A 24,146-nucleotide genomic window follows, 5' to 3' on the forward strand; every position below is an offset into this window, starting at 1 on the left:
GTAGTTGGTCATGAACCGGCCCGCAAATCTCGTTTAACCTGATGATTCGACCCTATTTATTTTTTGCCAGTGTGTTGCTGGCTCTGACAGCCGGTTCATCGTATGGACAATCGGCCCCGAAAAGCCAGCCGGTTTCGGTCATTTTCGACACCGACATGGGGCCGGACTACGACGATGTTGGGGCCATTACCATGCTTCATGCCTATGCCGATGCGGGCCAGGCGCGCATTCTGGCCACCATTGCCAGCACCAACTACCCGAATGTGACCCCGGTGCTGAGCGTACTGAACACGTATTTTAACCGCCCATACATACCCATTGGCGTCCCAAAAGGAGAAGCCGTGGGTGATAAAGACACGCAGCACTGGTCCGATACGCTGGTGGCGCGTTACCCGCACAAGGTCAAGTCGAACAGCGAGGTGCCGGATGCCGTGGCGTTATACCGTCAACTGCTGGCCAAACAACCCGACCAAAGTGTTACCATCATTACGGTTGGTTTTCTGACCAATCTGGCCAATCTGCTCAACTCTTCTCCCGATCAGTACTCCAGCCTATCGGGCAAAGAACTCGTGACAAAAAAAGTAAAGAAGCTGGTGAGCATGGCAGGCAAATTCCCGAGTGGTCGGGAGTACAACGTCCATCGGGATGTGGCTTCGTCGAAGACCGTTTTTGCGAACTGGCCCACGCCGATTCTCATGAGTGGGTTCGAAATAGGCGAGAAGATCCACTCCGGTTTGCCACTTACGCAAAACGCCCGTATCCGGAACAGTCCGGTAAAAGATGTTTTTCGAATCTCGCTGCCCAAAGCCGCCGAGGACAAAAATGGTCGGATGAGCTGGGACCAGACCGCTGTTTTGGTTGGGGTAAAGGGCTATGCACCGTATTATACCGTTAAATCGGGTCGGCTGACGATGAACGCCGACGGGTCCAATGGCTGGAACGATGCCGGGAAAGGGCATGAATACCTGGTCGTAAGCCGGCCCATCTCTGAGGTCGAAACGCTGATCAATGAGTTGATGCAGCATCAGCCGGTAAAACATTGACGCAAAAAACAGGCGGTCGAGTGGGTTGCGGTGAGCAATTTCGGCGCTGTGCGTGTTATCTTTCTATATGACAGAATCAGTAAAGGATGCGCTTCGCAAGGCCGCCATGTTTTGCGCGTATCAGGAACGTACGCAGCAGGAAGTCCGCGACCGCCTGAAGGAGTGGGGCATCTGGGGCGACGATGCCGAAGAGGTAATTGCCGAATTGATCCAGCAGAACTACCTGAATGAGGAGCGCTTTGCAAAGTCTTTTGCGGGGGGGAAATTCCGGGTGAAAGGCTGGGGAAAGCGAAAAATAAAGCAGCACCTGCAGCAGCGGGGTATTACAGGCTACAACCTTGACCAGGCCATGAAGGAAATCGCTCCCGACGACTACCGGGGCACACTCTCGGATTTGCTGGCCAAAAAACGGCAAAGTCTGCGCGACGATAACCCGTTGGTTATTAAACAAAAGCTGGTGCGCTATGCACTCAGCAAAGGTTACGAATCGGAGCTGATCTTTTCTGTATTGGGCGACGAATAGCGCAGGATGACCGGGAGACCGCGTTTTAAGGCTGCGAATAACGTGATTGGCCCACTGTCCTACAGTTGTTTTCCCCCAACAATTGCCGGTTCTTTGCGGGTATGAAGTCGCGAAAAGTCTCTATTGTTCTGATCAATTACAACTCGCATCAATTTACGTACGACTGCGTCGATTCGATTATTGAAAAGACCGCACCCGTAGCCAGTGGTGGCGTTGACTATGAGATTGTCATTGTCGATAATAACTCGGTCGCCACGGATTATGACGCATTATTGCCCATCGTGAGCCGAGCCCCGTCTACCGGCCCGCGCATTCAACTGATTCGGAGTCGTATTAACCTGGGCTTCTCGGGCGGGAATATGCTGGGTGTACAACTGGCCGACCCTACAGCCGATTATTATTATTTCCTGAACAACGATTGCGTACTGCGAACCGACGTATGTACGCAGTTAGCTGCGTTTATGGACAGTACACCCGATGCGGGTCTATGTGGCGCGCAGATGTTTGCCGGCGACGGCTCCCGGCAGGTGACCTTTGGCTATTTGCCCACGCTGGGCAGTAAAATTCTCGGCCACGGGTTTGTTCGGTCGCTTAATCCGGCCCTGTACCCCTCCGTCCGGCAGGTATATACCGAGCCTTTACAAGTGCCGTTTGTGATGGGCAGCACGCTTTTCGTCCGGGCATCGGCTTTCAACCTGATCGGTGGCTTCGACGTATCTCATTTTCTCTATGTCGAAGAAGAGGACCTTGCCAAGCGGCTGCTGCTGAAAGGCTACAAATCGTATCTGGTGCCGCAGGCGGAATACGTACATTTTACCGGGCAAAGCACAACCCGCAACTATGACATCGAGAAAGAGTACTACATCTCTCTCTTTCATTACTTCCGAAAGTACCATACCTGGCCCGAACGGGCATTGTTCAGAGCTTACTACGTCATCAAGAATGGGCGGAAGTTTCGCCGGGATCCTATTTATGGGCGTCTGGCCTGGTTTATTGGGCGGGGCAGCCCCATGCGGGAGAGTTTGCGTTACCGTCAGGTAATCAACTAGCGAAGGAAATGGACTTCCTGATAAAACAAACGCCATATCCTCAAGATATGGCGTTTGTTTTATCAGGGAATAAGTCGTCAGACAATTAAAAGTCAGCGTCGAACGTAATGCCTTTCGGTTCTTCGGCAACGGCAACAGGGGCCGGGTTCTCGGCGTCCTGAGGCTGTAACGAAGCGGCTTTCATCGCTTTGAATTTCGACATCACCTCGCCACGCTGGTACTCACCAACCCGCTTCTCGAAGAAGTTGGTTTTGCCTTGTAACGAGATCATATCCATAAAATCGAACGGATTGGCTACGTTGTACATTTTTCGCAGACCGAGCGTCACCAGCAGGTGATCGGCCACGAAGGCAATGTACTGCTTCATCAACTCGGCGTTCATTCCGATGAGCGATACAGGCAGCGCATCGGCTACGAACTCCTGCTCAATCTCAACGGCATTCCGGATAATGTCGTAAATCTGCGACTCAGGCAGCTTGTTGACGATGTGGTCCGTATACAGCATGCAGGCGAAATCGCGGTGCAAACCTTCGTCGCGGGAGATCAGCTCGTTCGAGAATGTGAGGCCAGGCATCATACCCCGCTTCTTGAGCCAGTAAATGGAGCAGAACGAACCTGAGAAGAAGATACCTTCGACCACGGCAAACGCAATCAGCCGCTCGGCAAACGAACCGTTATCGATCCAGCGCAAGGCCCATTCGGCTTTTTTCTGTACGCAGGGGATGGTGTCGATGGCGTTCAGCAGCCGGTCTTTCTCAACGGGATCTTTAATATAGGTGTCAATGAGCAGGGAGTAGGTTTCGGAGTGGATATTCTCCATCATCACCTGAAATCCGTAGAAGCATTTAGCCTCGGCATACTGTACCTCCGAGAGGAAGTTGACGGCCAGGTTTTCATTGACAATCCCATCCGACGCAGCGAAGAACGCCAGCACGTGCGAGATGAAGTGGCGTTCGCCGTCGTTGAGGCTGTTCCAGTCTTTCATGTCTTGGCCGAGGTCGATTTCCTCGGCGGTCCAGAACGAGGCTTCGTGGGTTTTATAGTATTCCCAAATGTCCCAGTGTTTGATGGGGAACAGTACAAAGCGGCCTTTGTCTTCTTCTAAAATCGGTTCAATTACGTCAGTCTGTACCATGTATCTGGAATGCGTTGTTTTATGTAAATGTTCAACCGGGCGAATGGGCTGAGCGTCGCTCTAAGCGATGAAAATCGGATTAACAAAATTAGGCTTTCTGCCCGCTTCTGCAAGCTGAATGAGTCATATACTCAGGAAGAGACAAATGATAAGATTGTGTAATGTTCTGGTAATCAGAAGATAGGCTTTTTGGAGTATGAGGAAGTTCTTGAAATAGTTCAGTGTTACGAAGAGAGAGGAAAACTGTTTCTGCCTTTTGTTAATTTAGGGCTGAAAAGGTTTCGTAATAACGTAAGTTGATTGGCCTGAGTGCTGTAAGTCATTTATCGAAAATCTGATCCAAATGATATTCCAGAAACTCTTTGCGCGGAAAAAATTTGCTTGGATATCTGATAGCGATATTGTCAATCTTGCCAAAGTGCTCCTGAAAATATGGCTCTTTACTACGTCTCTTTAACTTTTCAGCCAGGATAACTTTATAATCGGTACTTACCCCAATAAAACCTCTGTCAAAAGCGTCATCATATAAGGAGGACAAGCATAAGCCATTTTCAGGGTTTACACGTGTTCGTTCATCTTTCGACCAGGGCACAATGTGACTGGCCCTGAGCATCTCGGGGATATTGATACCAGAAATCGCACATTTTGAGTCAAAATTATTCAGGACGGCACTCCTAAAGAAGTTTTGACCCACTCTCGTTTTGACGGAACGAACCACATCCTTACCACTTCTATTTTGCCACTCGTGTTCATCACTTTCTACCTTCTCTTCAAGGGGAATGTGACGCTTTTCAGCCAGAATTTTTTCGCTTTCATAGGCGAGTTCAGCCCAATTGCTGACAAACTCTTTAAAAATTTCTGCATCAAGTTTACTGGCGTGCGATAATCCTTTGATGCCACGAGTCTGCTGAACTGGGTCAAAACTCGCGAGATTCTGCATTTTTCGTCCCACAGACCCTTTAGACCGTCCTATAAGTTCAGCCAGTTCACGCACTTTAGGGTTTCCTCCGTGGATAGTGCCGTATGGAATTTTGAAATAAAGATTGAATGCAAGAATGGTTTCCTCTCTAGTCCATAAATCGGTTCGTGCCATACGTCATTTTATAGGTTGTTAAAGTACCCCATGCCCGAAAATATTGGTTTTGTTCTTAGCGAGTACTACATCTGGTTTTGCCGGTAGCTTTTCATTATTTAGGCTCTATCAAATCGTCGTTCCGAAAAAGGAGCGTTTATTTTTATACAACTACTTCTGTACAGGCTTCGTCTCAGAGCCAGCGTTTCACCCCGTTATGATGCGGGCAGGTGCCCCTAATAGTGAGTTGTGAGTAGACGTATTTACCAGATGATATCCACTAGGTCCTGATAGCGGCTAAACTTTTCATCAGCGGATATGAGGGACATTTGTTCGGCTAAAGCTGTAGCCAGAAGTAATCTGTCAAAGGGGTCTCGGTGATCGTCGAAGAATGGAATTCGTTTATAAGCTGAAATATGAGCAAGTGAAGTAGGGAGTATTATAAACCCATCGGTTTCAGCCTTTTCAATAAGTTCTTCGGTCTGAATTGTGAACGTAGGTAATCGATTGACTACCTGTTTGATAATAACCTCCATGAAGCTTAGATGGCTTACGAATACGTCATTTTTCAGATCTTCGATAAGTAGCCTGATTGACTTTGGTAATTGGGGATCGTTTAACTGAAACCAAATAAAAATTTGCGTATCGATCAGTAATCTCATCTTACATATAATCGCTTAGATCAGTAAGCGGCTCGTTGAAATTGGCAGGGATAGAACCGCGACCCTCTAGAGAACCTGCTTTACGCTTTTTTTTAATAGCATCAGGTTTCTCCTCTAAAAACGTCACAATCACTTTGGTTGGTTTTTGAACGGGCGGAACCTCGTCCCAAATAATCTGACCGTTGTCGTAAGTTCCTTGAATAGCGGTTAGCATAGGTACTGCGTTTTTTAGTAAATATAGTAAATACAGAGTGAGTTGTGTTCCTGTGCCCGACGGCTCGTTCGCTATTGAATGAGGCTTCCTATATAACGTCATTGACGAGTACTTTGTCTCAAAACCAGCGTTTCACCCCGCCATGGTGCGAGCAGGTACCGCGCCTTGACTGGCTGAAACTGTAAGTGCCATCCCGACACTCGGCTGTAGCACCCGCCGGGGGAGCTGTGTAGAAGGTCGGCGATTGAACCCGGTTGCCTGCGCTATTGGTGTAGTAGTCAACCGAACCGGCTGCCGGGCGAGTCGGTCGATGGGTACGATGATGCCGAACCGGGATTCGCGAACGATAGGCCGGGGTTTGGGCTTCGGCGATCCACGAAACCGCATTGATTAAGAAAATAACTGTGAGGAGCAGATAGGGGCGCACAGACTTGAAAACGTTGAGCAGAGGTTAGGCGTAAGCATTTGTTCGGTATGTTATCTCTATACATTTCCGGATGGCTGCTTTGGCCAGATTAAATGTTTATTGACTCTCTTGAGCTGCCAGCAAGCTTTCTGCCGGGATGTGTAACTGTTGAAACAGGGTTTTTATCATCTTCAGCGTTAAAGGACGCTTACGATTCAATACCTCTGATAAGCGATTTTTACCTCCTAGTAAAGCAGCTAACTCTTTTGATGACAGACCTAGTTCGTCGGCCTGATAGCGGATTGCATCAATAGGATCTGGAGGTAAAATAGGGGTTGTTTTGTTCTCATAGTCATCTGCTAAAATTGAGAGAACCTCCAGCAGATCAGCTTCCGGCGAATTGGGTGGACAATCTAGTAGCTGGTCAATCTGTGCCATCACCTGTTCATACTGACTGGCACTTTTAATGGGCCTGATTATCATTTCGCTCATGGTTTCAGAGGATTTGTATGTCATTTATCGCATCGGAGAACCGAATATAAGCAAGTTGGATGTTGTATTGAGAAAAGACAAAGACAGTATTTGTTTTTACAAAAATTCCCGGAAACTACCCCCGCTCGTTTTACGTTGTTGTTTAGAATGAGCCAACCGAACGTGACAGAAGAAAAAACGACCGAGCGCCAGGCCGGTCTGACTGATATTGACCTGACGGGCTACGACCAGATCGAAGTGCTGGGTGCCCGCGAACATAACCTCAAAAACATCGACGTCGTTATTCCCCGCAACAAGCTGGTGGTTGTAACGGGCATCAGCGGAAGCGGTAAATCGTCGCTGGCCTTCGATACCATTTATGCCGAAGGGCAACGTCGATACATGGAGAGCTTTTCGGCCTATGCCCGCTCGTTTATCGGCGATATGGAACGGCCCGATGTCGACAAGATCAATGGCCTGAGTCCGGTGATTTCCATCGAGCAGAAAACGACTTCCAAGAACCCCCGGTCTACGGTGGGTACCACGACCGAGATTTACGATTTTCTGCGTCTGCTCTACGCCCGGGCGGGTGAAGCGTATTCGTACGTAACGGGCCGGAAGATGGAACGGCAGTCGCAGGACCAGATTATTGATACCATTCTGGAACAATACGAGGGTAAGAAGGTCACTTTGCTGGCTCCCATTATCCGAAGCCGCAAAGGGCATTACCGCGAACTGTTCGTCCAGATTGCCAAAACGGGCTACACTAAAGTGCGGGTAGATGGCGTGGTGCAGGACATTGTGCCCAAGATGCAGCTCGACCGCTACAAAATCCACGACATTGAAATCGTTATTGACCGGCTCGTGCCGAAAGCAGAGGACCGCTACCGGCTCAGTCAGTCCATACAAACGGCCATGAAGCAGGGTAAAGGTGCCATGCAGATGCTGGATGCCGACGGAAAGCTGGTCTATTTCTCGCAGAACCTGATGGACCCCGAATCGGGCATCAGCTATGACGAACCCTCACCGAACTCATTTTCCTTTAACTCGCCTTACGGAGCCTGCCCGGTGTGTAATGGGCTGGGTGTTATTGAAGAAATAACGGAAGAATCGGTCATCCCCGATAAGTCGCTGAGCATTAGCCGGGGCGCTATTGCCCCCCTGGGCGAATACCGTGAGTTGTGGATATTTAAGGAGATCGAAGCCATTCTGAAGAAATACAAGCTGAACCTCACCTCGCCGGTAAACAAATTTCCCGACGACCTGATGCATGCCCTCATGTACGGGACTGAAGAGGAAGCCACCGTACCCTCAAAGAAGTATGTGGGCGAGGATTATTACAGTTTTAAGTTCGAGGGTATTGTCAACTTCCTGAAACGCCAGCAGGAAAACAGTACCGATAAAATTCAGGAGTGGCTCAAGGACTTTATGGTGATAAAGTCCTGCCCGGAGTGTCATGGTGCCCGATTGAAGAAGGAGTCACTCTTCTTCAAGATCGACGAAAAAAATATCTCCGAATTAGCCCGCATGGACATTTCGGAACTGACGGCCTGGTTCGACGGGGTAGAAGACCGGATGACCAACCGTCAGAATGTGATCGGGAAAGAGATTCTGAAAGAGATCCGCAAACGGATTGGTTTCCTGCTCGATATTGGCCTCGATTACCTGACCCTCGACCGCCCCTTGCGGACACTGTCGGGTGGTGAAGCGCAGCGTATCCGGCTGGCGACCCAGATCGGGACGCAACTGGTGGGTGTGCTGTACATCATGGACGAGCCGAGCATTGGTCTGCACCAGCGCGACAACGTAAAACTGATCGACTCGCTCAAGAACCTGCGCGATCTGGGTAACACCGTTCTGGTGGTGGAGCACGACAAAGACATGATGCTCGAATCGGACTTTATCCTCGACATCGGTCCCGGTGCCGGGCGGCATGGCGGGCAGGTTGTCAATCAGGGAACACCCGACGAATTTCTCCAAAACAAGTACATCGGCGTGGCGGGCAGCAGTACCACCGCCGATTACCTGAGCGGCCGACGCGCCATTGAAGTCCCAACCGAACGCCGGAAAGGCAACGGGAAGTTTCTGGTCATCAAGAACGCAACGGGACATAATCTGAAGAATGTAACCCTACGCTTGCCGCTGGGCCGAATGGTCACCATCACGGGTGTGTCGGGCAGCGGTAAATCGTCGCTGATTCACGAAACGTTATTCCCGATCCTTAATCGCCATTTTTACAAGTCGAAGCGCGAGCCGCTGGCGTTTAAAACGGTGGACGGACTGGAGCATCTGGACAAAGTAATCGAAGTCGATCAGTCGCCGATTGGTCGAACCCCACGTTCCAATCCGGCAACTTATACAGGTATGTTCTCAGAAATCAGAACCCTGTTCGCCGAACTGCCCGAAGCCAAAATCCGGGGATACAAACCCGGTCGGTTCTCGTTTAATGTGAAGGGTGGCCGTTGTGAAGATTGCGAAGGGGCAGGCATGAAGAAAATCGAAATGGAGTTCCTGCCTGATGTTCACGTGATGTGCGAAACCTGCAAAGGCAAACGCTTCAACCGTGAGACGCTGGAAGTCCGTTTTAAAGGCAAATCCATTGCCGATGTCCTCGACATGACCGTTGAGCAGGCGCTGGACTTCTTCGCCAGCCAACCCAAAATTCTCCGCAAAGTAACGACGCTGAACGATGTGGGTCTGGGCTATATTACCCTTGGGCAACACGCCACGACATTATCGGGTGGCGAAGCGCAACGGGTGAAACTTGCCGAAGAACTATCCAAGAAAGATACCGGTAAGACGCTCTATATTCTGGACGAACCTACCACCGGCCTCCACTTTCAGGACATCGCGCACCTGCTCGACGTGCTGAACAAACTCGCCGACAAAGGGAATACGGTCCTCATTATCGAGCACAATCTGGACGTCATCAAGGTGTCGGATCACCTCATCGACCTTGGTCCGGAGGGCGGTAACAAAGGTGGTAACATCATTGCCGAAGGTCCTCCTGAAAAGGTGGCCGAGGTGAAGGGAAGCTATACCGGCAAGTTTTTGAAGATGGAATTAACGGGCGAGAAGGCATAAAAGCTGTTATCTTCGCTGGTCTAATACAGCCTGAGAAAACCGTTTTATGCGTAACCCTTTCTTTTACATCTTGCTTTTAGTGCTGGTCGTTCTGGACGGCTGGCTTCTTTCGCACCCCAACCTTATCGGTAAGGCTGGGGTGTTCTTTTTTGACTACTCTTATCTCGCAACGTTCCCCAAAGCGTTGGGAACCGTTGCGGTGGTTGTTGGCCTGTGCCTGCTTATCGTCTGGGCCGTAGGGCAGTTGAGTAAGCCTGTGGCTTTGGGGATTACCGTAGCGTTACTGGCCGCATCGGCCTATTATTTATTCCAGAGTTTTACCCAATACAACACAGGTATTTATAAGCTAACCGGTGCCGGTTTCCGGGCCGGTGCTATCCTGCTGCCGGGCCTGATGGTGCTGGTATTTGGGGAGGGTCTGCTACGGCGGTTACGGTAGGTGTCCGGGCCAATCCAGAGCTTGACCCGGTTACGATTTGATTGCTTATACACTAATGTCGAATCACATTCATCTTGTATTCACCTTTTTGACAATGTGCCAGAAAAGAAGACTCAGTCATTAAAGAGCGTTTTACAAAGTATTAAAAGTTTTTCAGAGAGCTAGTGTAATCAAATTCTTTAAAGAACAGGCCCATTTTGGGCCGATAAGAATTACGACCGCCTGGTGCGCGACCGCAACGAACTCCATCGCATCGTACAATACGTTATACAAAATCCTATGAAGGCCAGGCTATGTAACCACTGGCAAGATTGGAAATGAACATACATAAACCCTGAATATAATGATTTCGAGCAATCTTTGCGCTGTCTGGACCAGGCTCTGGCTTGGCCTTGGCTTATTTTCCTTTATGCTGATAGGGCCATACCAAAGCTTGGCCCAGACGGTGTACCTCCTCCGTCCCGACCGCGTTTTCGATGGCGAAACCATGCACGAAGGCTGGGTCGTGCGGGTGAAAGACGATAAAATTGACGCCGTTGGTCCAACGAACAGTATTTCGATAGCGGGCGCTACGGTTGTCGATCTGAAAGGAACGACCTTAACACCCGGTCTGATTGAAGGTCATTCGCATTTATTGCTGCATCCGTATAACGAAACCCCCTGGGACGATCAGGTGCTGAAAGAAGCCCGCTCGCTACGGGTGGCTAGGGCCACTGTTCATGCTAAAAAAACACTCGAAGCGGGCTTCACTACCGTGCGCGATCTGGGTACCGAAGGGGCCGATTATGACGATGTCGGCTTGAAACAGGCGATCAATAAAGGCATTATACCGGGGCCGCGTATGATGATCGTAACGCGGGCGCTTATCGCCACCGGGAGTTACGCGCCTAAAGGGTTTAGCCCCGACATCGACGTGCCGCAGGGAGCCGAAGAAGCCGATGGGCACGACGCGCTCATACAGGCTGTTCGGCGGCAGATCGGCAAAGGAGCCGACGCTATCAAAATCTACGCCGATTACCGCTGGGGACTCATGGCCGAAGCCCGCCCAACATACACCCTTGAGGAGATTAAGCTTATTGTCGAAACCGCCCGAAGCAGCGGCCGGGGCGTGGTAGCCCATGCCAGTACGGCAGAGGGAATGCGCCGTGCTATTCTGGGCGGCTGCGAAACCGTTGAACACGGCGATGCCGGAACCCCGGAGATCTTCGCCCTGATGAAACAGCACAGTACGGCACTTTGCCCAACATTAGCGGCTGGTGATGCGATTAGCCAATACCGGGGCTGGAAAAAAGGGCAGGACCCCGAACCCGAACGGCTTAAACAGAAGCGGGACATATTCAAGCAGGCGCTGGCAGCTGGCGTCACAATCTGCGCCGGTGGCGACGTGGGTGTCTTCAGTCATGGCGACAATGCCCGCGAACTTGTATTGATGGTCGACTATGGTATGAAGCCAATCGACGTTATGCGTTCTGTTACTTCCATTAACGCCGACGTTTTCAAATTAACGGATCGAGGTCGTATTCGGCCAGGTTTGCTAGCCGATTTAGTTGCGGTTCAAGGTGATCCAACAAAAACAATCACCGATGTACAACGCGTTCAGATGGTTATGAAAGGGGGCGTTTTTTCAAAGCGTTGACCGGTAAACTTATGGGAAAAACTTTCGGTTATAGCTTAATACAAACGTAACATGGCTTTTTTTATACAATTTCATCTGTCGTTTGGGTTTTTGGACTAATTTCGCCGGACATGTCCTTACCTCACTGAGCCGCTGGTTCGGTGAACTCGTTTTGTTGGTTTTACAGTTGTTTTCGGACCGCTGCGATACCCCGACGAAACGGGTTCATTTCGTTATGAGGTATCCCAATGCTTAAAAAAAGCCTAACTCATTATCTCTGATTCTCTACCCTGTTTTTTGTATGGCAAACTCCGCTGAATTAACCGTCGATGGTAAAACATATTCATTTCCAACCTTAGAGGGAACCGAACATGAAAAAGCCTTCGACATCTCGAACCTTCGTGATCAGACTGGCTACGTTACTTTAGATCGTGGTTATAAAAACACCGGTGCCACCAAAAGTGCCATCACATTCCTGGATGGTGAGTTGGGCATTCTGCAATACCGGGGGTACTCTATTGAAGATTTAGCCGCCAAGGCCTCATTTCTGGAAGTTGCCTATCTGTTGATTTACGGAGAACTGCCAACACAAGAGGAGTTCTCCACCTTCGAAACGGCCATTCGACGGCACACGCTGGTGAATGAGGATATGCGGAAAATTTTCGATGGTTTTCCGGTTAAAGCGCACCCAATGGGGGTTCTGGCATCGCTGGTAAGTGCCATGAGTGCCTTTTATCCCGACCTGGAAAGTGGTAAGGAAGAAGATAAAACCGACTTGCACATCATCCGGTTGCTGGCCAAACTACCAACCATTGCTACCTGGTCCTACAAGCGGGCACTGGGTCACCCAACCAACTACCCTAAAAATACCCTCGACTATATCCCGAACTTCCTGAACATGATGTTCTCGCTGCCGGTCGAAGAGTATAAAGTTGATCCGGTCGTTGCCGAAGCTCTTAATGTTCTCCTTATCCTACACGCCGATCACGAACAGAACTGCTCCACATCGACAGTTCGTCTGGTAGGTTCGTCGCAGGCCAATATCTATTCGTCTATTTCGGCGGGTATCAGTGCTTTATGGGGACCCTTGCATGGTGGTGCCAATCAGGAAGTGATTGAAATGCTCGAAAACATCAAAGCCGACGGTGGTGATGTGTCAAAGTATGTCGAAATGGCCAAGAACGCCAAAACAACGGGCTTCCGTCTGTTCGGTTTCGGGCACCGGGTGTACAAAAACTTCGATCCCCGCGCTAAGATCATTAAGAAAGCCGCTGATGATGTACTGGCGAAACTGGGCGTGAACGACCCTGTTCTCGAAATTGCCAAAGGTTTGGAAGAGGCAGCCCTGAATGATGAGTACTTCGTATCACGCAAGCTGTACCCGAACGTCGATTTCTATTCGGGAATCATCTACCGGGCATTAGGCATCCCAACGAATATGTTTACGGTTATGTTCGCCATCGGTCGTCTGCCGGGCTGGATTGCCCAATGGAAAGAAATGCGCGAAACGAAAGAGCCCATCGGCCGTCCGCGTCAGATTTACACCGGTTCCACCCTGCGGGAGTTTGTCCCGATTGAGAAGCGGTAAGTTTTCTGTAGTACTTGCATAAACGAGACGGGTGGCAAAATCATTTGCCACCCGTCTCGTTTATGCAAGTACTACAAAACTACTAATCGTCGATTTCGCCTTCGTCGTCGTCAGCCGTAGCGGCCAGGACGGGATCAAGGAGGGCATCCTGATCATCAGCGATTTTTGAGCGGATTTTGCCTTCAATTTCGCCCATTAATTCGGGGTTATCGAGCAGCAACTCCTTCACGGCGTCACGACCCTGTGCCAGACGGCTGGTGCCGTAAGAGAACCAGGAACCTGATTTCTTAACAACTTCCATTTCTACAGCCAGATCGAGGATCTCACCAACTTTAGAAATGCCCTGGCCGTACATGATGTCGAACTCAACCACTTTGAAAGGAGCAGCCAGTTTATTCTTGACAACTTTCACTTTCGTACGGTTACCTACTACGTTGTCGGCACCTTCTTTAATCTGACCGATACGCCGGATATCCAGACGAACCGATGCGTAGAATTTAAGGGCGTTACCACCGGTAGTTGTTTCGGGGTTACCGAACATCACACCGATCTTTTCACGCAGCTGGTTGATGAAAATACAGCAGCAACCGGTTTTGTTGATCGTACCCGTCAGTTTCCGCAAGGCCTGCGACATCAGACGAGCCTGAAGACCCATTTTGCTTTCGCCCATTTCGCCTTCAATCTCGGCTTTCGGAACAAGAGCGGCAACGGAGTCAATAACGATGATATCAATCGCGCCGGAGCTAATCAGGTGTTCGGCAATTTCAAGGGCCTGCTCGCCATTGTCGGGCTGTGAGATAAGCAGGTTTTTTGTATCGATGCCAAGCTTCTCGGCGTAAACCCGGTCGAATGCGTGCTCGGCGTCGATGAACGCTGCCAGACCACCTGCTTTTTGCGCTTCAGCAATGCAGTGCATGGTCAGCGTCGTTTTACCTGACGATTCCGGACCATAGATTTCGACGACACGGCCACGGGGCATACCGCCGATGCCTAGAGCTAGATCTAATCCTAATGAACCCGTAGAAATAACCGGAATGTCAACGACTTTGCTTTCGCTAAGACGCATAACCGTGCCTTTGCCAAAGGCTTTATCCAGTTTTTCAATGGTTGTTTGAAGGGCTTTTAATTTACTGTCATTAGCAGATGCTGTGGCTTGCGCCGTATCTGATTTTGCCATGTTAGGATGGTTGTTTAAACAGATAAAATTACCCAAAAATGGGCAGATTACCAAATGACTTTTGAAAATAGTTAAGGGGTTTCGACACCTGTACCGTATCAATCAATATATACTGAATAAGCCCGGCAACTGACTCATTTTCAGGGCAGTTGCCGGGCTTATGTCGGGCAGTATTTTAACGCAGCGTATCGGCCATGACGGGCTGTTGATCGGGCGCTGGCTGCTGGGTTTGCGGCTGTGCCTGCTGGGGCTGAGACTGGCCCTGCTGATAGCCCGGATAAGCAGAACCATCGCTGTAGGGACGAGCGGGAGGACCAACGATTTCTACACTCGTAATGTAGTATTTGGTTTCGCCATTCCAGGGAAATTTCAGGATCTTCTCTTCGTAATGCAGCGTTACCCGCTGACCTGTTTTAACGGCCTGAGTGACCTGAGCAGCTACGGCGTCATCTTTCACCGAGAAATCAAAATATTGGGGAGTTAATGAGCCCGTTTCGCCCGAGAAGCCGCCTACGTTCAACACGCCTTCGTAGGTTTTGAAGAGAAAGCCCCGACGACTGAACTTGGAAACCGTTCCGGCTCGTTCGCCATCACTGTAACTCCAGCCGGTGAGCGCATAAAGAACACCGAAAATCACTAACAAAAACAATAGAAAATATAATAGTCCTCGCATGAGTATGGTTTGTTTAGTGGCAAATAATCAGCACACAAATAGACAACATTTTCTGGCAAGTTCTGTTTCAGGACTCTGTTGACCATGAATTATTGATTAAGTCACGTAGCAATCGCTATCCTTTTTCTAAAGTTTTGCCCTGTATTTCGTTACTTTGTGGTCGGTTAGCTAACCAGCCTAATTGCTTGGTAGTCAAACCCGACAAACCGGTACGCCGGAGCGATAGAAATTTTTTGTTGTTAACACCTCTTATTATTTTGCAATGAGTACCATCCAAAGCATTCATGCCCGGCAGATCCTGGATTCACGTGGTAACCCGACTGTCGAAGTGGACGTCCGTACCGAAAACGGTTTTCTGGGACGGGCCGCCGTTCCATCGGGCGCATCGACCGGCACACACGAAGCTGTCGAACTCCGCGACGATGATTCCAAAGTATATGTGGGTAAAGGCGTTCTGAAAGCCGTTTCAAACGTCAACGAACTGATTTATCCGGAACTGGTCGGCATTTCGGTCTTTGAACAAAGCATGATTGATAAAATTATGCTTGAGCTGGACGGTACTCCAAACAAAGGTCGTCTGGGCGCTAACGCCATTCTGGGCGTATCGCTGGCTGCTTCCAAAGCGGCTGCTCAGGAAGCCAATCTGCCACTCTATCGTTACATTGGTGGTGTAAATGCCAACACGCTGCCCGTGCCCATGATGAACATCCTGAACGGGGGTTCGCACGCCGATAACTCAATCGACTTCCAGGAGTTCATGGTTATGCCCGCCAATGCGGCTACCTTCTCCGAAGCGCTACGAATGGGCACCGAAATCTTCCATACGCTTAAAGGTGTATTGAAGAAAATGGGCCTTGCTACCAACGTAGGTGACGAAGGCGGATTTGCCCCAAACATCAAATCGAACGAAGAAGCGATTCAAACCATCATGCAGGCAATCGAGAAGGCTGGCTACCGGCCGGGCGAAGATGTCTGGATTGCCATGGATGCCGCTACATCGGAGTTCTACGATGCGGAAACGGGTATGTATCACTTCAAAAAATCGACCGGCGACAAACTGACCTCGTCAGAAATGGCGGGCTTCTGGAAAGATTGGGCTACCAAATACCCAATTCTCTCGATTGAAGATGGTATGGCCGAAGACGATTGGGCAGGCTGGAAAGCACATACCGACGCGCTGAAAGGCACGAACGTACAACTGGTTGGCGACGACCTGTTCGTAACGAACGTGACGCGTTTGCAGGAAGGTATCGATAAAGGCATCGCTAACGCCATTCTGGTGAAAGTAAACCAGATCGGCTCCCTGACCGAAACGATCGACACCGTTAACCTGGCGAAGCGGAATTCCTATAAAAACATCATGTCGCACCGTTCGGGCGAAACCGAAGACGCTACCATTGCTGATTTAGCTGTAGCGCTCAATACGGGCCAGATCAAGACGGGTTCGGCGTCGCGTTCGGACCGGATGGCGAAATACAACCAGTTGCTCCGTATCGAAGAGGAACTGGGCGAAACCGCTTACTTCCCGGGTCTTAAATTCTAGCAAAGGGAATGGGGCAGAGGGTTTGGGGCATGGGATAATTTCACCTCTGCCCTGAACCCTCTGCCCTGAACCTTCTCCCCTATGTTAAACCGTCTTCTTCGCTTCGTTCGAAATTTCTACGTCGCTACCGGCCTGGGCTTGTTGGTGTGGATGACTTTTTTCGACGCGAACGACTTGCCAACACAGATTCGCAACTGGTGGCAGCTTCGAAAGCTCGACGGTGATGCCGCGTATTATCAGGAAAAGATCAAAGCTGTACAAACCGAACGGCAGGAAGTGCTCGGCAACGACCGTCTTCGTGAGAAGTTCGCCCGCGAAAAATACCTGATGAAAAAGCCGGGTGAAGATGTATTCGTTATTGTCGACGAACAAAATGAACAGTTGGAAAAATAGCCTAGGGCCTGGGGCGCGGGGCATAGCGTTAACGATGCGCCTATGTTCTTCACCCCATGCTCCCTGCCTTTAGCCCCATGCTAAACGTTCTCTTCGTTTGTTATGGCAACATCTGCCGGTCGCCGGTGGCGGAGGGGGTGTTTCGAACGCTGGTGGCCGAGGCCGGGCTGGATAAACAGATTCAGACCGATTCTGCCGGGACAGCTTCATTTCACATAGGTCAGCTACCCGATCGGCGTACCCGCGAAAACGCCCTTGAACATGGCCTTACGCTTACCCATCGTGCCCGACGGCTGATTGGCGAAGACCTGGCCCTGTTCGATTATTTTGTGGCGATGGATGAAATGAATCTGGAAGCCATCGAAAAGCTGAATTACCGAAGCACAGGCCTTCATACGGCCGATACCATTTTTTTACTTCGGGAGTTCGATCCGGATGTAAACGATCAGCCCAATGTGCCGGACCCTTATTACGAAGGGCCGGACGTGTTTGAAGAGGTCTACCAGATTACCCTCCGATGCTGTCGTCAATTGCTTACTTATCTAGTGCAGCAACATAACTTAAATGAGGGAAAGAGCGAACCGGAACGCCGGACCGGAGCGAAAGAGTGAGAAGAGGGGCCGAACGGCTTTCACGTTTTCGCTCTTTCACTCCGGTCCGGCGTTCCGGTTCGCTCTTCCGCTTTTTAATCTTTACTTATCATGGACAAAAAAGTAATTCTCATCATTCTCGACGGCTGGGGTATTCCGCTGAAACCCGAAGTTTCGGCTATTGAAGCGGCCAATACACCGTTCATGAATTCGCTATACCCCAAGTATCCTCACAGCAAACTGGAGGCTTCCGGACTGGCCGTTGGGCTTCCCGCCGGTCAGATGGGGAACTCCGAAGTTGGGCACATGAACCTGGGTGCGGGCCGCGTCGTTTATCAGGATCTGGTGAAAGTGAACAAAGCCGTTGAGGAACACACTCTCGATACCGAACCTGTACTGGTTAACGCGCTGAACTATGCCAAAACCAACGGTAAAAAAGTGCATTTTATTGGTCTGGTGTCCGATGGGGGCGTTCATGCCCATATTGAACACGTAAAAGGCCTGTTGTCTATCGCGCAGGGCCACGGTCTGACCGACGTATTTGTCCATGCTTTCACAGATGGCCGCGATACCGATCCCAAAGGCGGCATCGGCTACCTGACCGATCTACAGGCGCATATGGCTGTATCGACGGGGCAGATCGCAACGGTCATTGGCCGTTACTATGCTATGGACCGCGACAATCGCTGGGAGCGGGTTAAAATTGCCTACGATGCCATGGTGAAAGGCGAAGGCACCAAAGTGGCCGCTACCGATATTGCCGCGTCGTTGCAGGCGTCGTACGATGCGGGCGTGACGGACGAGTTCATCAAGCCACTTATCGTTGCCAATACCGACGGTTCGCCAGTGGCGCTGATCGAAGAGGGCGATGTGGTGCTGTGTTTTAACTTCCGTACCGACCGGGGTCGCGAAATCACCCAGGCTCTGACGCAGAAGGATTTCCCGGAGCAGGACATGAAGAAACTATCGCTGGAATACATCACTATGACAAACTACGACAGCGAGTTTGAGAATGTGAAAGTCATTTTTGATAAAGACAACCTGCAAAACACAATTGGTGAAGTTATTGCCGGTGCCGGCCGGAAGCAGATTCGTATTGCCGAAACGGAGAAGTATCCGCACGTTACGTTCTTTTTCTCGGGCGGTCGCGAAGAGCCATTTACCGGTGAGAAACGCCTGCTGTGCCCATCGCCGAAAGAAATGGTTGTGCGCGATGCCAATGGCGTAGAAACAACGATTCCCGTTAAGACCTACGATCAAAAGCCGGAAATGGCTGCGTATGATATCCGTGACGCCATTATTCCGGAACTGGAAAGCGAAGAACCGGACTTCATCTGTCTAAACTTTGCCAACACCGACATGGTAGGTCACACGGGCGTATTTGAAGCGGTGAAGATCGCTGCTGAAACCGCCGATGCCTGCGCCCAGGCCGTAACCGAAGCAGCTCTGGCGCACGGCTACACCACCATTATCATCGCCGACCACGGTAATGCCGAGTTCATGACCAATGAGGACGGTACGCCCAACACGGCGCATACAACCAATCTGGTACCGTGCATACTGATCGATAAAGACTATCACCCAGCGTTAAAAGACGGTAAACTGGCTGATATTGCCCCAACGATTTTGGAATTGATGGGCGTCCCGCAACCCGCCGAAATGGGTGGCGTGAGCCTGATTGTGAAGTAGTGGTTCAAGAATTTTTTTGTCATCCCGACGCAGGAGAGATGACAAAAATAAAAAGGCCGCCCCGACATTCGGGGCGGCCTTTTTTATCAAATACTAAACGATTACATATCGAACAGAATCCGGGTTGGGTCTTCCAGGATTTGCTTGACGCGAACCAGGAAGCTAACCGATTCTTTACCGTCGATAATCCGGTGGTCGTACGAGAGGGCTACGTACATGATCGGCCGGATAACGATTTCACCATTGACGACTACAGCGCGCTCAACGATGTTGTGCATGCCCAGAATAGCCGACTGAGGGGCGTTGATAATCGGCGTCGACAGCATCGAACCGAAGGTGCCGCCATTGGTGATTGTGAACGTACCGCCCGTCATTTGCTCGATAGTCAGCTTGTTTTCACGAGCCAGACCAGCCAGACGAACGACTTCTTTCTCAATTTGCGCGAAACTCAGCTGCTCGGCATTCCGGATAACGGGAACAACCAGCCCCCGATCCGAAGAAACGGCAATTGAAATGTCGCAGAAATCGTTGAATACCATCTGATCGCCGTCGATTTGGGCGTTTACCGCCGGGAAATCTTTGAGCGCAATACAAACGGCTTTCGTGAAGAACGACATGAAGCCGAGGCCTACACCGTTTTTCTCCTTGAACTTATCTTTGAATTTATTCCGCAGGTCCATGATTGGCTTCATGTCTACCTCGTTGAAGGTAGTCAGCATAGCCGTTTCATTTTTAACTGCTACCAATCGGCGGGCAATTGTCCGGCGAAGGGAAGTCATTTTTTCACGGCGCTGGTTACGGCTACCCGGTGCGGAAGGAGCCGCCGGAGCAGGTGCCGGAGCCGCTGGTTTCGCGGCTGCTGGCTGAGCAGCCGGGGCTGGAGTTGGTGCCGGAGCGGGTGATGCTTTCATCGCATCTTCTTTCGTAATCCGTCCGCCAACGCCGGTACCCTGAAGCTGTTGTGCATTAACGCCTTTCTCGTCCAGAATTTTAGCGGCTGCCGGCGATGGATAATTCGCAGCATAGCTCGTACCATTCTGTCCGTTGGCCGATGTATCGGCAGCAGGGGCACTTGCAGCGGGCTGTGGCGCGGGGGCTGCGGCCGGAGCAGGAGCTGAGGCACCCACTTCTATTTTAGCGATCAGCGCACCAATGGGCAGCGTCTCACCTGCTTCGGCCACAATGCGGAGTATACCGGCAGCTTCGGCGGGGAGTTCGAACGTCGCCTTGTCGGATTCGAGTTCGCAGAGAACTTCATCGAGGGCAACCTGATCGCCATCTTTTTTGCTCCACGAGGCAATGGTCACTTCCGTAACGGATTCGCCAACGGCCGGAACTTTCATTTCAATGACACTGGTAGCCGCTGCTGGAGTAGCTACAGCCGCCTGTGCGGGTTCCGCTACCGACTGCATTGCTGGAGCAGACTGGGGCGCAGGCGCTTGCGGAGCCGGAGTTTCAGCTTTTGCGGGCTCGGCCGCGGGCGCAGTTGCCGGGGCGCTGCCATCTCCGTTGATGGTGCAGATGCTGGCTCCAATAGGCAACACATCGCCTTCCTGTGCCAGAATGTGCAGAACACCGTCGGCTTCGGCAGTGAGTTCAAACGTTGCCTTGTCGGAGTCGAGTCCGCAAAGTACATCGTCCATTTTTACGTGGTCACCTTCTTTTTTATACCAGGTACCAACAGTTACTTCGGTAATGGATTCCCCCACGGGTGGGATTTTCATGTCAACGGCCATATACTTAGTTGTAAGTGAGCAAGTTGCAAGTGGCTAAGTTATACGGGTAATGCGCTGGCGCAATTACGGACAACCTAAGCACTTGCAACTTACAACTGTTTTTATTCAAACGCTCTTCGAACGATGTCGGCTTGTTCCTGAGAATGTATTTTTGGGTAACCGGTAGCGGGTGAAGCTGAGGCTTTCCGCGAGATGATCGGATAAGTCAGTCCAATGCGCAGCAGGTACGTCCAGTAACCCATGTTTTCCGGTTCTTCCTGTACCCAGAAAATCTCGGCTTTCTTGTACTTCTCCAACACCGCGTTCAGTTGTGTTTTGGAAAGCGGTGCCAACTGTTCGATCCGTACAATGGCTACGTCATCGCGCTGGTCGGCCTGCTGCTTATCGAGTAAGTCATAATAGACTTTACCGGTGCAAAGCAGCACTCGTTTCACCTTTTTAGCCTGTGCGTAGCTGTCGTCAATGATTTCCTGGAACGACCCTTTGGTAAGGTCTTCCAGCGGAGAAACACATTTTGGATGGCGCAGCAGCGACTTAGGCGACATGATAACCAGCGGCTTCCGGAACGTCCAGGCCAACTGACGACGCATGGCGTGGAACAGGTTAGCGGGCGTTGTGATGTTAGCTACTACCATGTTGTATTCTGCGTAGAGCTGAAGGTAGCGTTCAGGACGGGCGTTGGAGTGCTCCGGTCCCTGGCCTTCGTAGCCGTGAGGCAGCAGCATCGTTACCCCATTCTGAATCCCCCATTTCGATTCGGCAGCGGCAATAAACTGGTCGATGATGAGCTGGGCACCGTTCGAGAAGTCACCGAACTGCGCTTCCCAAATCACCAGTGCATGCGGGTTAGCCATGGCGTAACCATATTCAAAACCCAGTACACCGTATTCTGACAGCAAGGAGTTGTAAATCTGAAATTTCTGCTGATCCTCCTGAATGTAATCCAGTGAGGAGTACGAGGCATTCGTCTCAGAATCATGCAGTACGGCATGGCGGTGCGAGAATGTACCCCGCTGCACATCCTGGCCACTTAACCGAACGGCTCTGCCTTCGAGCAGCAGCGAGCCATAGGCCAGCAGTTCGGCCGTGCCCCAGTTCACCATTTTGGTGTCGTTGAGCATCGTCTGCCGATCTTTCAGAAGCTTGTCGATCTGCTTCAGCGGCTTAAAGCCTTCCGGTAATTTTACCAGTGCTTTACCAACGGTTTGCAGCGTTTCGGCCGGTACGCCCGTTTCGGGTGACTTTTCGAAGTCGGATGGTTCACTGAAACGAAGTTCGGACCAGTCGCGGTCGAGTCGCAGTGGTTTATACGGAATTTCGGCTTTTTGCTTAACGCGGTCGAGCCGGTCCTGCAACTGCTTCTTGAATTCCGTATCCATGCGCTGCGCCAGTTCGGCATCGACATCGCCCCGCTTGATGAGCAGGTCTTTGTAGATCTCGCGTGGATTCTGGTGCTTGTCGATGATGTTGTACATCGTTGGCTGCGTGAACTTCGGCTCGTCGGCTTCGTTGTGGCCGTAACGACGGTAGCAGACCATATCGATAAACACATCCCGGTTGAACTTCTCCCGGAACTCTACCGCCAGTTTGGCGCAGAAAATAACCGCTTCCGGATCGTCGCCGTTGACGTGGAAAATAGGTGCGTCGATGATCTTGGCTACATCCGAGCAATAGATCGACGAGCGGGCATCTTCAAAATCGGTGGTAAAACCAATCTGGTTGTTGATCACAAAGTGAACGGTACCGCCGGTTGTGTAACCCGCCAGTTTCGCCATTTGCGTCACTTCATAGACAATACCCTGACCGGCAACGGCAGCGTCGCCGTGGATCAGGATTGGCATGATCTTCGTGAAATCGCCCTGGTATTCTTCGTCGGCCTGGGCCCGCACAAAGCCTTCCACAACGGGGTTAACCGCTTCCAGGTGCGATGGGTTAGGAGCCAGCTTTACGCTGATCTGCTTGCCCGACTTAGTTTCGGTCAGGCTCGAATAGCCGAGGTGGTATTTAACGTCACCATCGCCATGCACCTGATCGGGTACGTTTCCTTCAAAACCATCGAAGATCGACTCGTACGACTTGCCCAGAATATTGGCCAGTACGTTGAGCCGTCCACGGTGCGCCATACCAATCATTACTTCTTCAACACCCATATCGGCCGCCTGGCTGATGATGGTGTCGAGGGCCGGAATGGTCACTTCACCGCCTTCCAGCGAAAAGCGCTTCTGCCCGAGGTATTTTGTGGCGAGGAAGTTTTCAAAAACGGTGGCTTCATTGAGTTTTTCGAGGATACGCTTCTTTTCATCCAGAGTAGGCATGAAAACGAGCGCTTCTTTCTCAATTTTGTTACGCAGCCAGTTTTTTACATCCAGCTCGCGGATGTACATGTACTCAAAGCCAATTTCACCGGCATATATTTTTCGCAGCGAATCCATGATAACCCGCAGCGTAGCCGGTCCGATTCCGAGCAGTTTGCCTGATTCGAAAACGGTGTCCAGGTCGGCTTCGGAGAGCGCGTAATCGGGAAGATCGACGCGGGGTTGCCGGTCTTTGCGTTCCCTGAGCGGATTGGTTTTCGCGAGCAGGTGGCCACGTGACCGGTATGCCTTGATTAAGCTGGCAACCGATACCTCTTTTTCGGCGTGGGATGCATCCACTGGTTTGGCCGTGGTTTGGCCATTGCCGGATGAGCCGTTCAGCGCGGCACCGTTGCTTTTGCCAGGCTCGGCCTGACTGCCGGTGCCGTTTCCACTGGCTTTTTCACCGTAGGTGAGTGAAAACTCGAACCCTTTAAAAAATTGCTGCCAGCTTTCGTCAACTGTCTGTGGGTCTTGTTTATAAGACTGATAAAGTTGATCTACGTAAGCCGCGTCGGAATTGGCGATATATGAGTACTGATCCATGACGGGGGCGCGTCGTTGTTTTGACCCGCAAAGGTAGCGTATCAGCTACAGAGTTGGCCCAAAATTTATTGATTTTATCCTACCAATTGCTGATAGCTATCCGTTTAAGCGAACAACGACCTGAAAAATTGAATTTTTTGCAAA

21 protein-coding genes are annotated in these 24,146 nt (G+C 50.8%); 11 read left to right on the forward strand and 10 right to left on the reverse strand.

The features are described from left to right. Nucleotides 1-41 precede the first annotated feature (41 nt). The 3 genes from ACYVJM_RS16745 (at nucleotide 42) to ACYVJM_RS16755 (ending at nucleotide 2,615) form a co-directional block, all read left to right on the forward strand. The gene (locus ACYVJM_RS16745) at nucleotides 42-1,043 is read left to right on the forward strand and encodes a nucleoside hydrolase (RefSeq protein WP_461149373.1); all 1,002 of its coding nucleotides are present in this window, start codon (nucleotides 42-44) and stop codon (nucleotides 1,041-1,043) included. Between the two features lie 67 nt (nucleotides 1,044-1,110). Continuing rightward, nucleotides 1,111-1,566, forward strand: coding sequence for a regulatory protein RecX (locus ACYVJM_RS16750; protein WP_461149374.1), 456 nt, complete (start codon nucleotides 1,111-1,113; stop codon nucleotides 1,564-1,566). Nucleotides 1,567-1,667: 101 nt separating this feature from the next. Beyond that, a complete protein-coding gene (locus tag ACYVJM_RS16755; RefSeq protein WP_461149375.1) occupies nucleotides 1,668-2,615 on the forward strand; it encodes a glycosyltransferase family 2 protein in 948 nt (315 codons plus the stop codon). Between the two features lie 85 nt (nucleotides 2,616-2,700). Here the strand turns inward: ACYVJM_RS16755 and ACYVJM_RS16760 are convergent, their stop codons facing one another. From ACYVJM_RS16760 to ACYVJM_RS16785, 6 genes are all read right to left on the reverse strand, one after another. Next, nucleotides 2,701-3,750: a ribonucleotide-diphosphate reductase subunit beta gene (locus ACYVJM_RS16760; protein ID WP_012929521.1), complete on the reverse strand. Its 1,050-nt coding sequence runs from the start codon at nucleotides 3,748-3,750 to the stop codon at nucleotides 2,701-2,703. A 319-nt stretch (nucleotides 3,751-4,069) separates the two neighbouring features. Continuing rightward, on the reverse strand, nucleotides 4,070-4,843 hold the full coding sequence (locus ACYVJM_RS16765; RefSeq protein WP_461149376.1) for an HNH endonuclease: 774 nt from the start codon (nucleotides 4,841-4,843) through the stop codon (nucleotides 4,070-4,072). Nucleotides 4,844-5,085: 242 nt separating this feature from the next. Further along, complete coding sequence (locus ACYVJM_RS16770) at nucleotides 5,086-5,484, reverse strand: type II toxin-antitoxin system VapC family toxin (protein ID WP_461149377.1); 399 nt, start codon at nucleotides 5,482-5,484, stop codon at nucleotides 5,086-5,088. 1 nt (nucleotide 5,485) lies between these two features. Next, nucleotides 5,486-5,698, reverse strand: coding sequence for a hypothetical protein (locus tag ACYVJM_RS16775; protein ID WP_461149378.1), 213 nt, complete (start codon nucleotides 5,696-5,698; stop codon nucleotides 5,486-5,488). Between the two features lie 118 nt (nucleotides 5,699-5,816). Beyond that, nucleotides 5,817-6,125, reverse strand: a complete 309-nt coding sequence (locus tag ACYVJM_RS16780) for a DUF3761 domain-containing protein (protein ID WP_461149379.1) — start codon at nucleotides 6,123-6,125, stop codon at nucleotides 5,817-5,819. A gap of 96 nt (nucleotides 6,126-6,221) precedes the next feature. Next, nucleotides 6,222-6,596 (reverse strand): helix-turn-helix domain-containing protein, encoded by a 375-nt coding sequence (locus ACYVJM_RS16785; protein ID WP_461149380.1) that lies wholly within the window; start codon nucleotides 6,594-6,596, stop codon nucleotides 6,222-6,224. A gap of 147 nt (nucleotides 6,597-6,743) precedes the next feature. On the opposite strand from ACYVJM_RS16785, the gene uvrA reads away from it, so the two are divergent. The 4 genes from uvrA to ACYVJM_RS16805 all read left to right on the forward strand — a co-directional run bounded on the left by uvrA (nucleotide 6,744) and on the right by ACYVJM_RS16805 (nucleotide 13,301). Then, on the forward strand, nucleotides 6,744-9,659 hold the full coding sequence (gene uvrA, locus ACYVJM_RS16790; RefSeq protein WP_461149381.1) for an excinuclease ABC subunit UvrA: 2,916 nt from the start codon (nucleotides 6,744-6,746) through the stop codon (nucleotides 9,657-9,659). A 46-nt stretch (nucleotides 9,660-9,705) separates the two neighbouring features. After that, nucleotides 9,706-10,098 (forward strand): hypothetical protein, encoded by a 393-nt coding sequence (locus tag ACYVJM_RS16795; RefSeq protein ID WP_461149382.1) that lies wholly within the window; start codon nucleotides 9,706-9,708, stop codon nucleotides 10,096-10,098. Between the two features lie 409 nt (nucleotides 10,099-10,507). Further along, complete coding sequence (locus tag ACYVJM_RS16800; protein WP_461149589.1) at nucleotides 10,508-11,734, forward strand: metal-dependent hydrolase family protein; 1,227 nt, start codon at nucleotides 10,508-10,510, stop codon at nucleotides 11,732-11,734. Nucleotides 11,735-12,014: 280 nt separating this feature from the next. Further along, the gene (locus ACYVJM_RS16805; RefSeq protein WP_461149383.1) at nucleotides 12,015-13,301 is read left to right on the forward strand and encodes a citrate synthase; all 1,287 of its coding nucleotides are present in this window, start codon (nucleotides 12,015-12,017) and stop codon (nucleotides 13,299-13,301) included. A gap of 82 nt (nucleotides 13,302-13,383) precedes the next feature. On the opposite strand, the gene recA is transcribed toward ACYVJM_RS16805, so the two are convergent. Next, entirely contained in the window at nucleotides 13,384-14,478 is a 1,095-nt protein-coding gene (recA, locus tag ACYVJM_RS16810) for a recombinase RecA (protein WP_461149384.1), read from the reverse strand. Nucleotides 14,479-14,653: 175 nt separating this feature from the next. Next, nucleotides 14,654-15,151, reverse strand: a complete 498-nt coding sequence (locus ACYVJM_RS16815) for a hypothetical protein (protein WP_461149385.1) — start codon at nucleotides 15,149-15,151, stop codon at nucleotides 14,654-14,656. Between the two features lie 262 nt (nucleotides 15,152-15,413). Between ACYVJM_RS16815 and eno the strand changes: the two genes are divergently transcribed. The 4 genes from eno (at nucleotide 15,414) to gpmI (ending at nucleotide 19,366) form a co-directional block, all read left to right on the forward strand. Further along, nucleotides 15,414-16,694, forward strand: coding sequence for a phosphopyruvate hydratase (eno, locus tag ACYVJM_RS16820; protein ID WP_461149386.1), 1,281 nt, complete (start codon nucleotides 15,414-15,416; stop codon nucleotides 16,692-16,694). 81 nt (nucleotides 16,695-16,775) lie between these two features. After that, entirely contained in the window at nucleotides 16,776-17,087 is a 312-nt protein-coding gene (locus ACYVJM_RS16825) for an FtsB family cell division protein (RefSeq protein WP_461149387.1), read from the forward strand. A gap of 77 nt (nucleotides 17,088-17,164) precedes the next feature. Further along, complete coding sequence (locus ACYVJM_RS16830) at nucleotides 17,165-17,698, forward strand: low molecular weight protein-tyrosine-phosphatase (RefSeq protein ID WP_461149388.1); 534 nt, start codon at nucleotides 17,165-17,167, stop codon at nucleotides 17,696-17,698. 90 nt (nucleotides 17,699-17,788) lie between these two features. After that, nucleotides 17,789-19,366 carry a 2,3-bisphosphoglycerate-independent phosphoglycerate mutase gene (gpmI, locus tag ACYVJM_RS16835; protein WP_461149389.1) on the forward strand — a complete coding sequence of 526 codons (1,578 nt, stop codon included), beginning with the start codon at nucleotides 17,789-17,791 and terminating at the stop codon, nucleotides 19,364-19,366. A gap of 101 nt (nucleotides 19,367-19,467) precedes the next feature. On the opposite strand, the gene odhB is transcribed toward gpmI, so the two are convergent. Both odhB and ACYVJM_RS16845 read right to left on the reverse strand, forming a co-directional pair. Beyond that, the gene (gene odhB / locus ACYVJM_RS16840) at nucleotides 19,468-21,102 is read right to left on the reverse strand and encodes a 2-oxoglutarate dehydrogenase complex dihydrolipoyllysine-residue succinyltransferase (RefSeq protein ID WP_461149390.1); all 1,635 of its coding nucleotides are present in this window, start codon (nucleotides 21,100-21,102) and stop codon (nucleotides 19,468-19,470) included. Between the two features lie 101 nt (nucleotides 21,103-21,203). Then, nucleotides 21,204-24,002, reverse strand: coding sequence for a 2-oxoglutarate dehydrogenase E1 component (locus tag ACYVJM_RS16845; protein WP_461149391.1), 2,799 nt, complete (start codon nucleotides 24,000-24,002; stop codon nucleotides 21,204-21,206). Nucleotides 24,003-24,146: the final 144 nt, after the last annotated feature.

The sequence above is a fragment of the Spirosoma pulveris genome (assembly GCF_054781875.1).

Bases quoted from the DNA above. Each gene is read 5' to 3' on its own strand.
- ACYVJM_RS16795 (WP_461149382.1), top strand. From the start codon at position 9,706: ATGCGTAACCCTTTCTTTTACATCTTGCTTTTAGTGCTGGTCGTTCTG.
- gpmI (WP_461149389.1), top strand. From the start codon at position 17,789: ATGGACAAAAAAGTAATTCTCATCATTCTCGACGGCTGGGGTATTCCG.
- ACYVJM_RS16805 (WP_461149383.1), top strand. From the start codon at position 12,015: ATGGCAAACTCCGCTGAATTAACCGTCGATGGTAAAACATATTCATTT.
- ACYVJM_RS16825 (WP_461149387.1), top strand. From the start codon at position 16,776: ATGTTAAACCGTCTTCTTCGCTTCGTTCGAAATTTCTACGTCGCTACC.
- ACYVJM_RS16760 (WP_012929521.1), bottom strand. From the start codon at position 3,750: ATGGTACAGACTGACGTAATTGAACCGATTTTAGAAGAAGACAAAGGC.
- ACYVJM_RS16775 (WP_461149378.1), bottom strand. From the start codon at position 5,698: ATGCTAACCGCTATTCAAGGAACTTACGACAACGGTCAGATTATTTGG.
- ACYVJM_RS16745 (WP_461149373.1), top strand. From the start codon at position 42: ATGATTCGACCCTATTTATTTTTTGCCAGTGTGTTGCTGGCTCTGACA.
- uvrA (WP_461149381.1), top strand. From the start codon at position 6,744: ATGAGCCAACCGAACGTGACAGAAGAAAAAACGACCGAGCGCCAGGCC.
- ACYVJM_RS16770 (WP_461149377.1), bottom strand. From the start codon at position 5,484: ATGAGATTACTGATCGATACGCAAATTTTTATTTGGTTTCAGTTAAAC.
- ACYVJM_RS16800 (WP_461149589.1), top strand. From the start codon at position 10,508: ATGCTGATAGGGCCATACCAAAGCTTGGCCCAGACGGTGTACCTCCTC.
- ACYVJM_RS16765 (WP_461149376.1), bottom strand. From the start codon at position 4,843: ATGGCACGAACCGATTTATGGACTAGAGAGGAAACCATTCTTGCATTC.
- ACYVJM_RS16830 (WP_461149388.1), top strand. From the start codon at position 17,165: ATGCTAAACGTTCTCTTCGTTTGTTATGGCAACATCTGCCGGTCGCCG.
- eno (WP_461149386.1), top strand. From the start codon at position 15,414: ATGAGTACCATCCAAAGCATTCATGCCCGGCAGATCCTGGATTCACGT.
- ACYVJM_RS16785 (WP_461149380.1), bottom strand. From the start codon at position 6,596: ATGAGCGAAATGATAATCAGGCCCATTAAAAGTGCCAGTCAGTATGAA.
- odhB (WP_461149390.1), bottom strand. From the start codon at position 21,102: ATGGCCGTTGACATGAAAATCCCACCCGTGGGGGAATCCATTACCGAA.
- ACYVJM_RS16755 (WP_461149375.1), top strand. From the start codon at position 1,668: ATGAAGTCGCGAAAAGTCTCTATTGTTCTGATCAATTACAACTCGCAT.
- ACYVJM_RS16845 (WP_461149391.1), bottom strand. From the start codon at position 24,002: ATGGATCAGTACTCATATATCGCCAATTCCGACGCGGCTTACGTAGAT.
- recA (WP_461149384.1), bottom strand. From the start codon at position 14,478: ATGGCAAAATCAGATACGGCGCAAGCCACAGCATCTGCTAATGACAGT.
- ACYVJM_RS16815 (WP_461149385.1), bottom strand. From the start codon at position 15,151: ATGCGAGGACTATTATATTTTCTATTGTTTTTGTTAGTGATTTTCGGT.
- ACYVJM_RS16750 (WP_461149374.1), top strand. From the start codon at position 1,111: ATGACAGAATCAGTAAAGGATGCGCTTCGCAAGGCCGCCATGTTTTGC.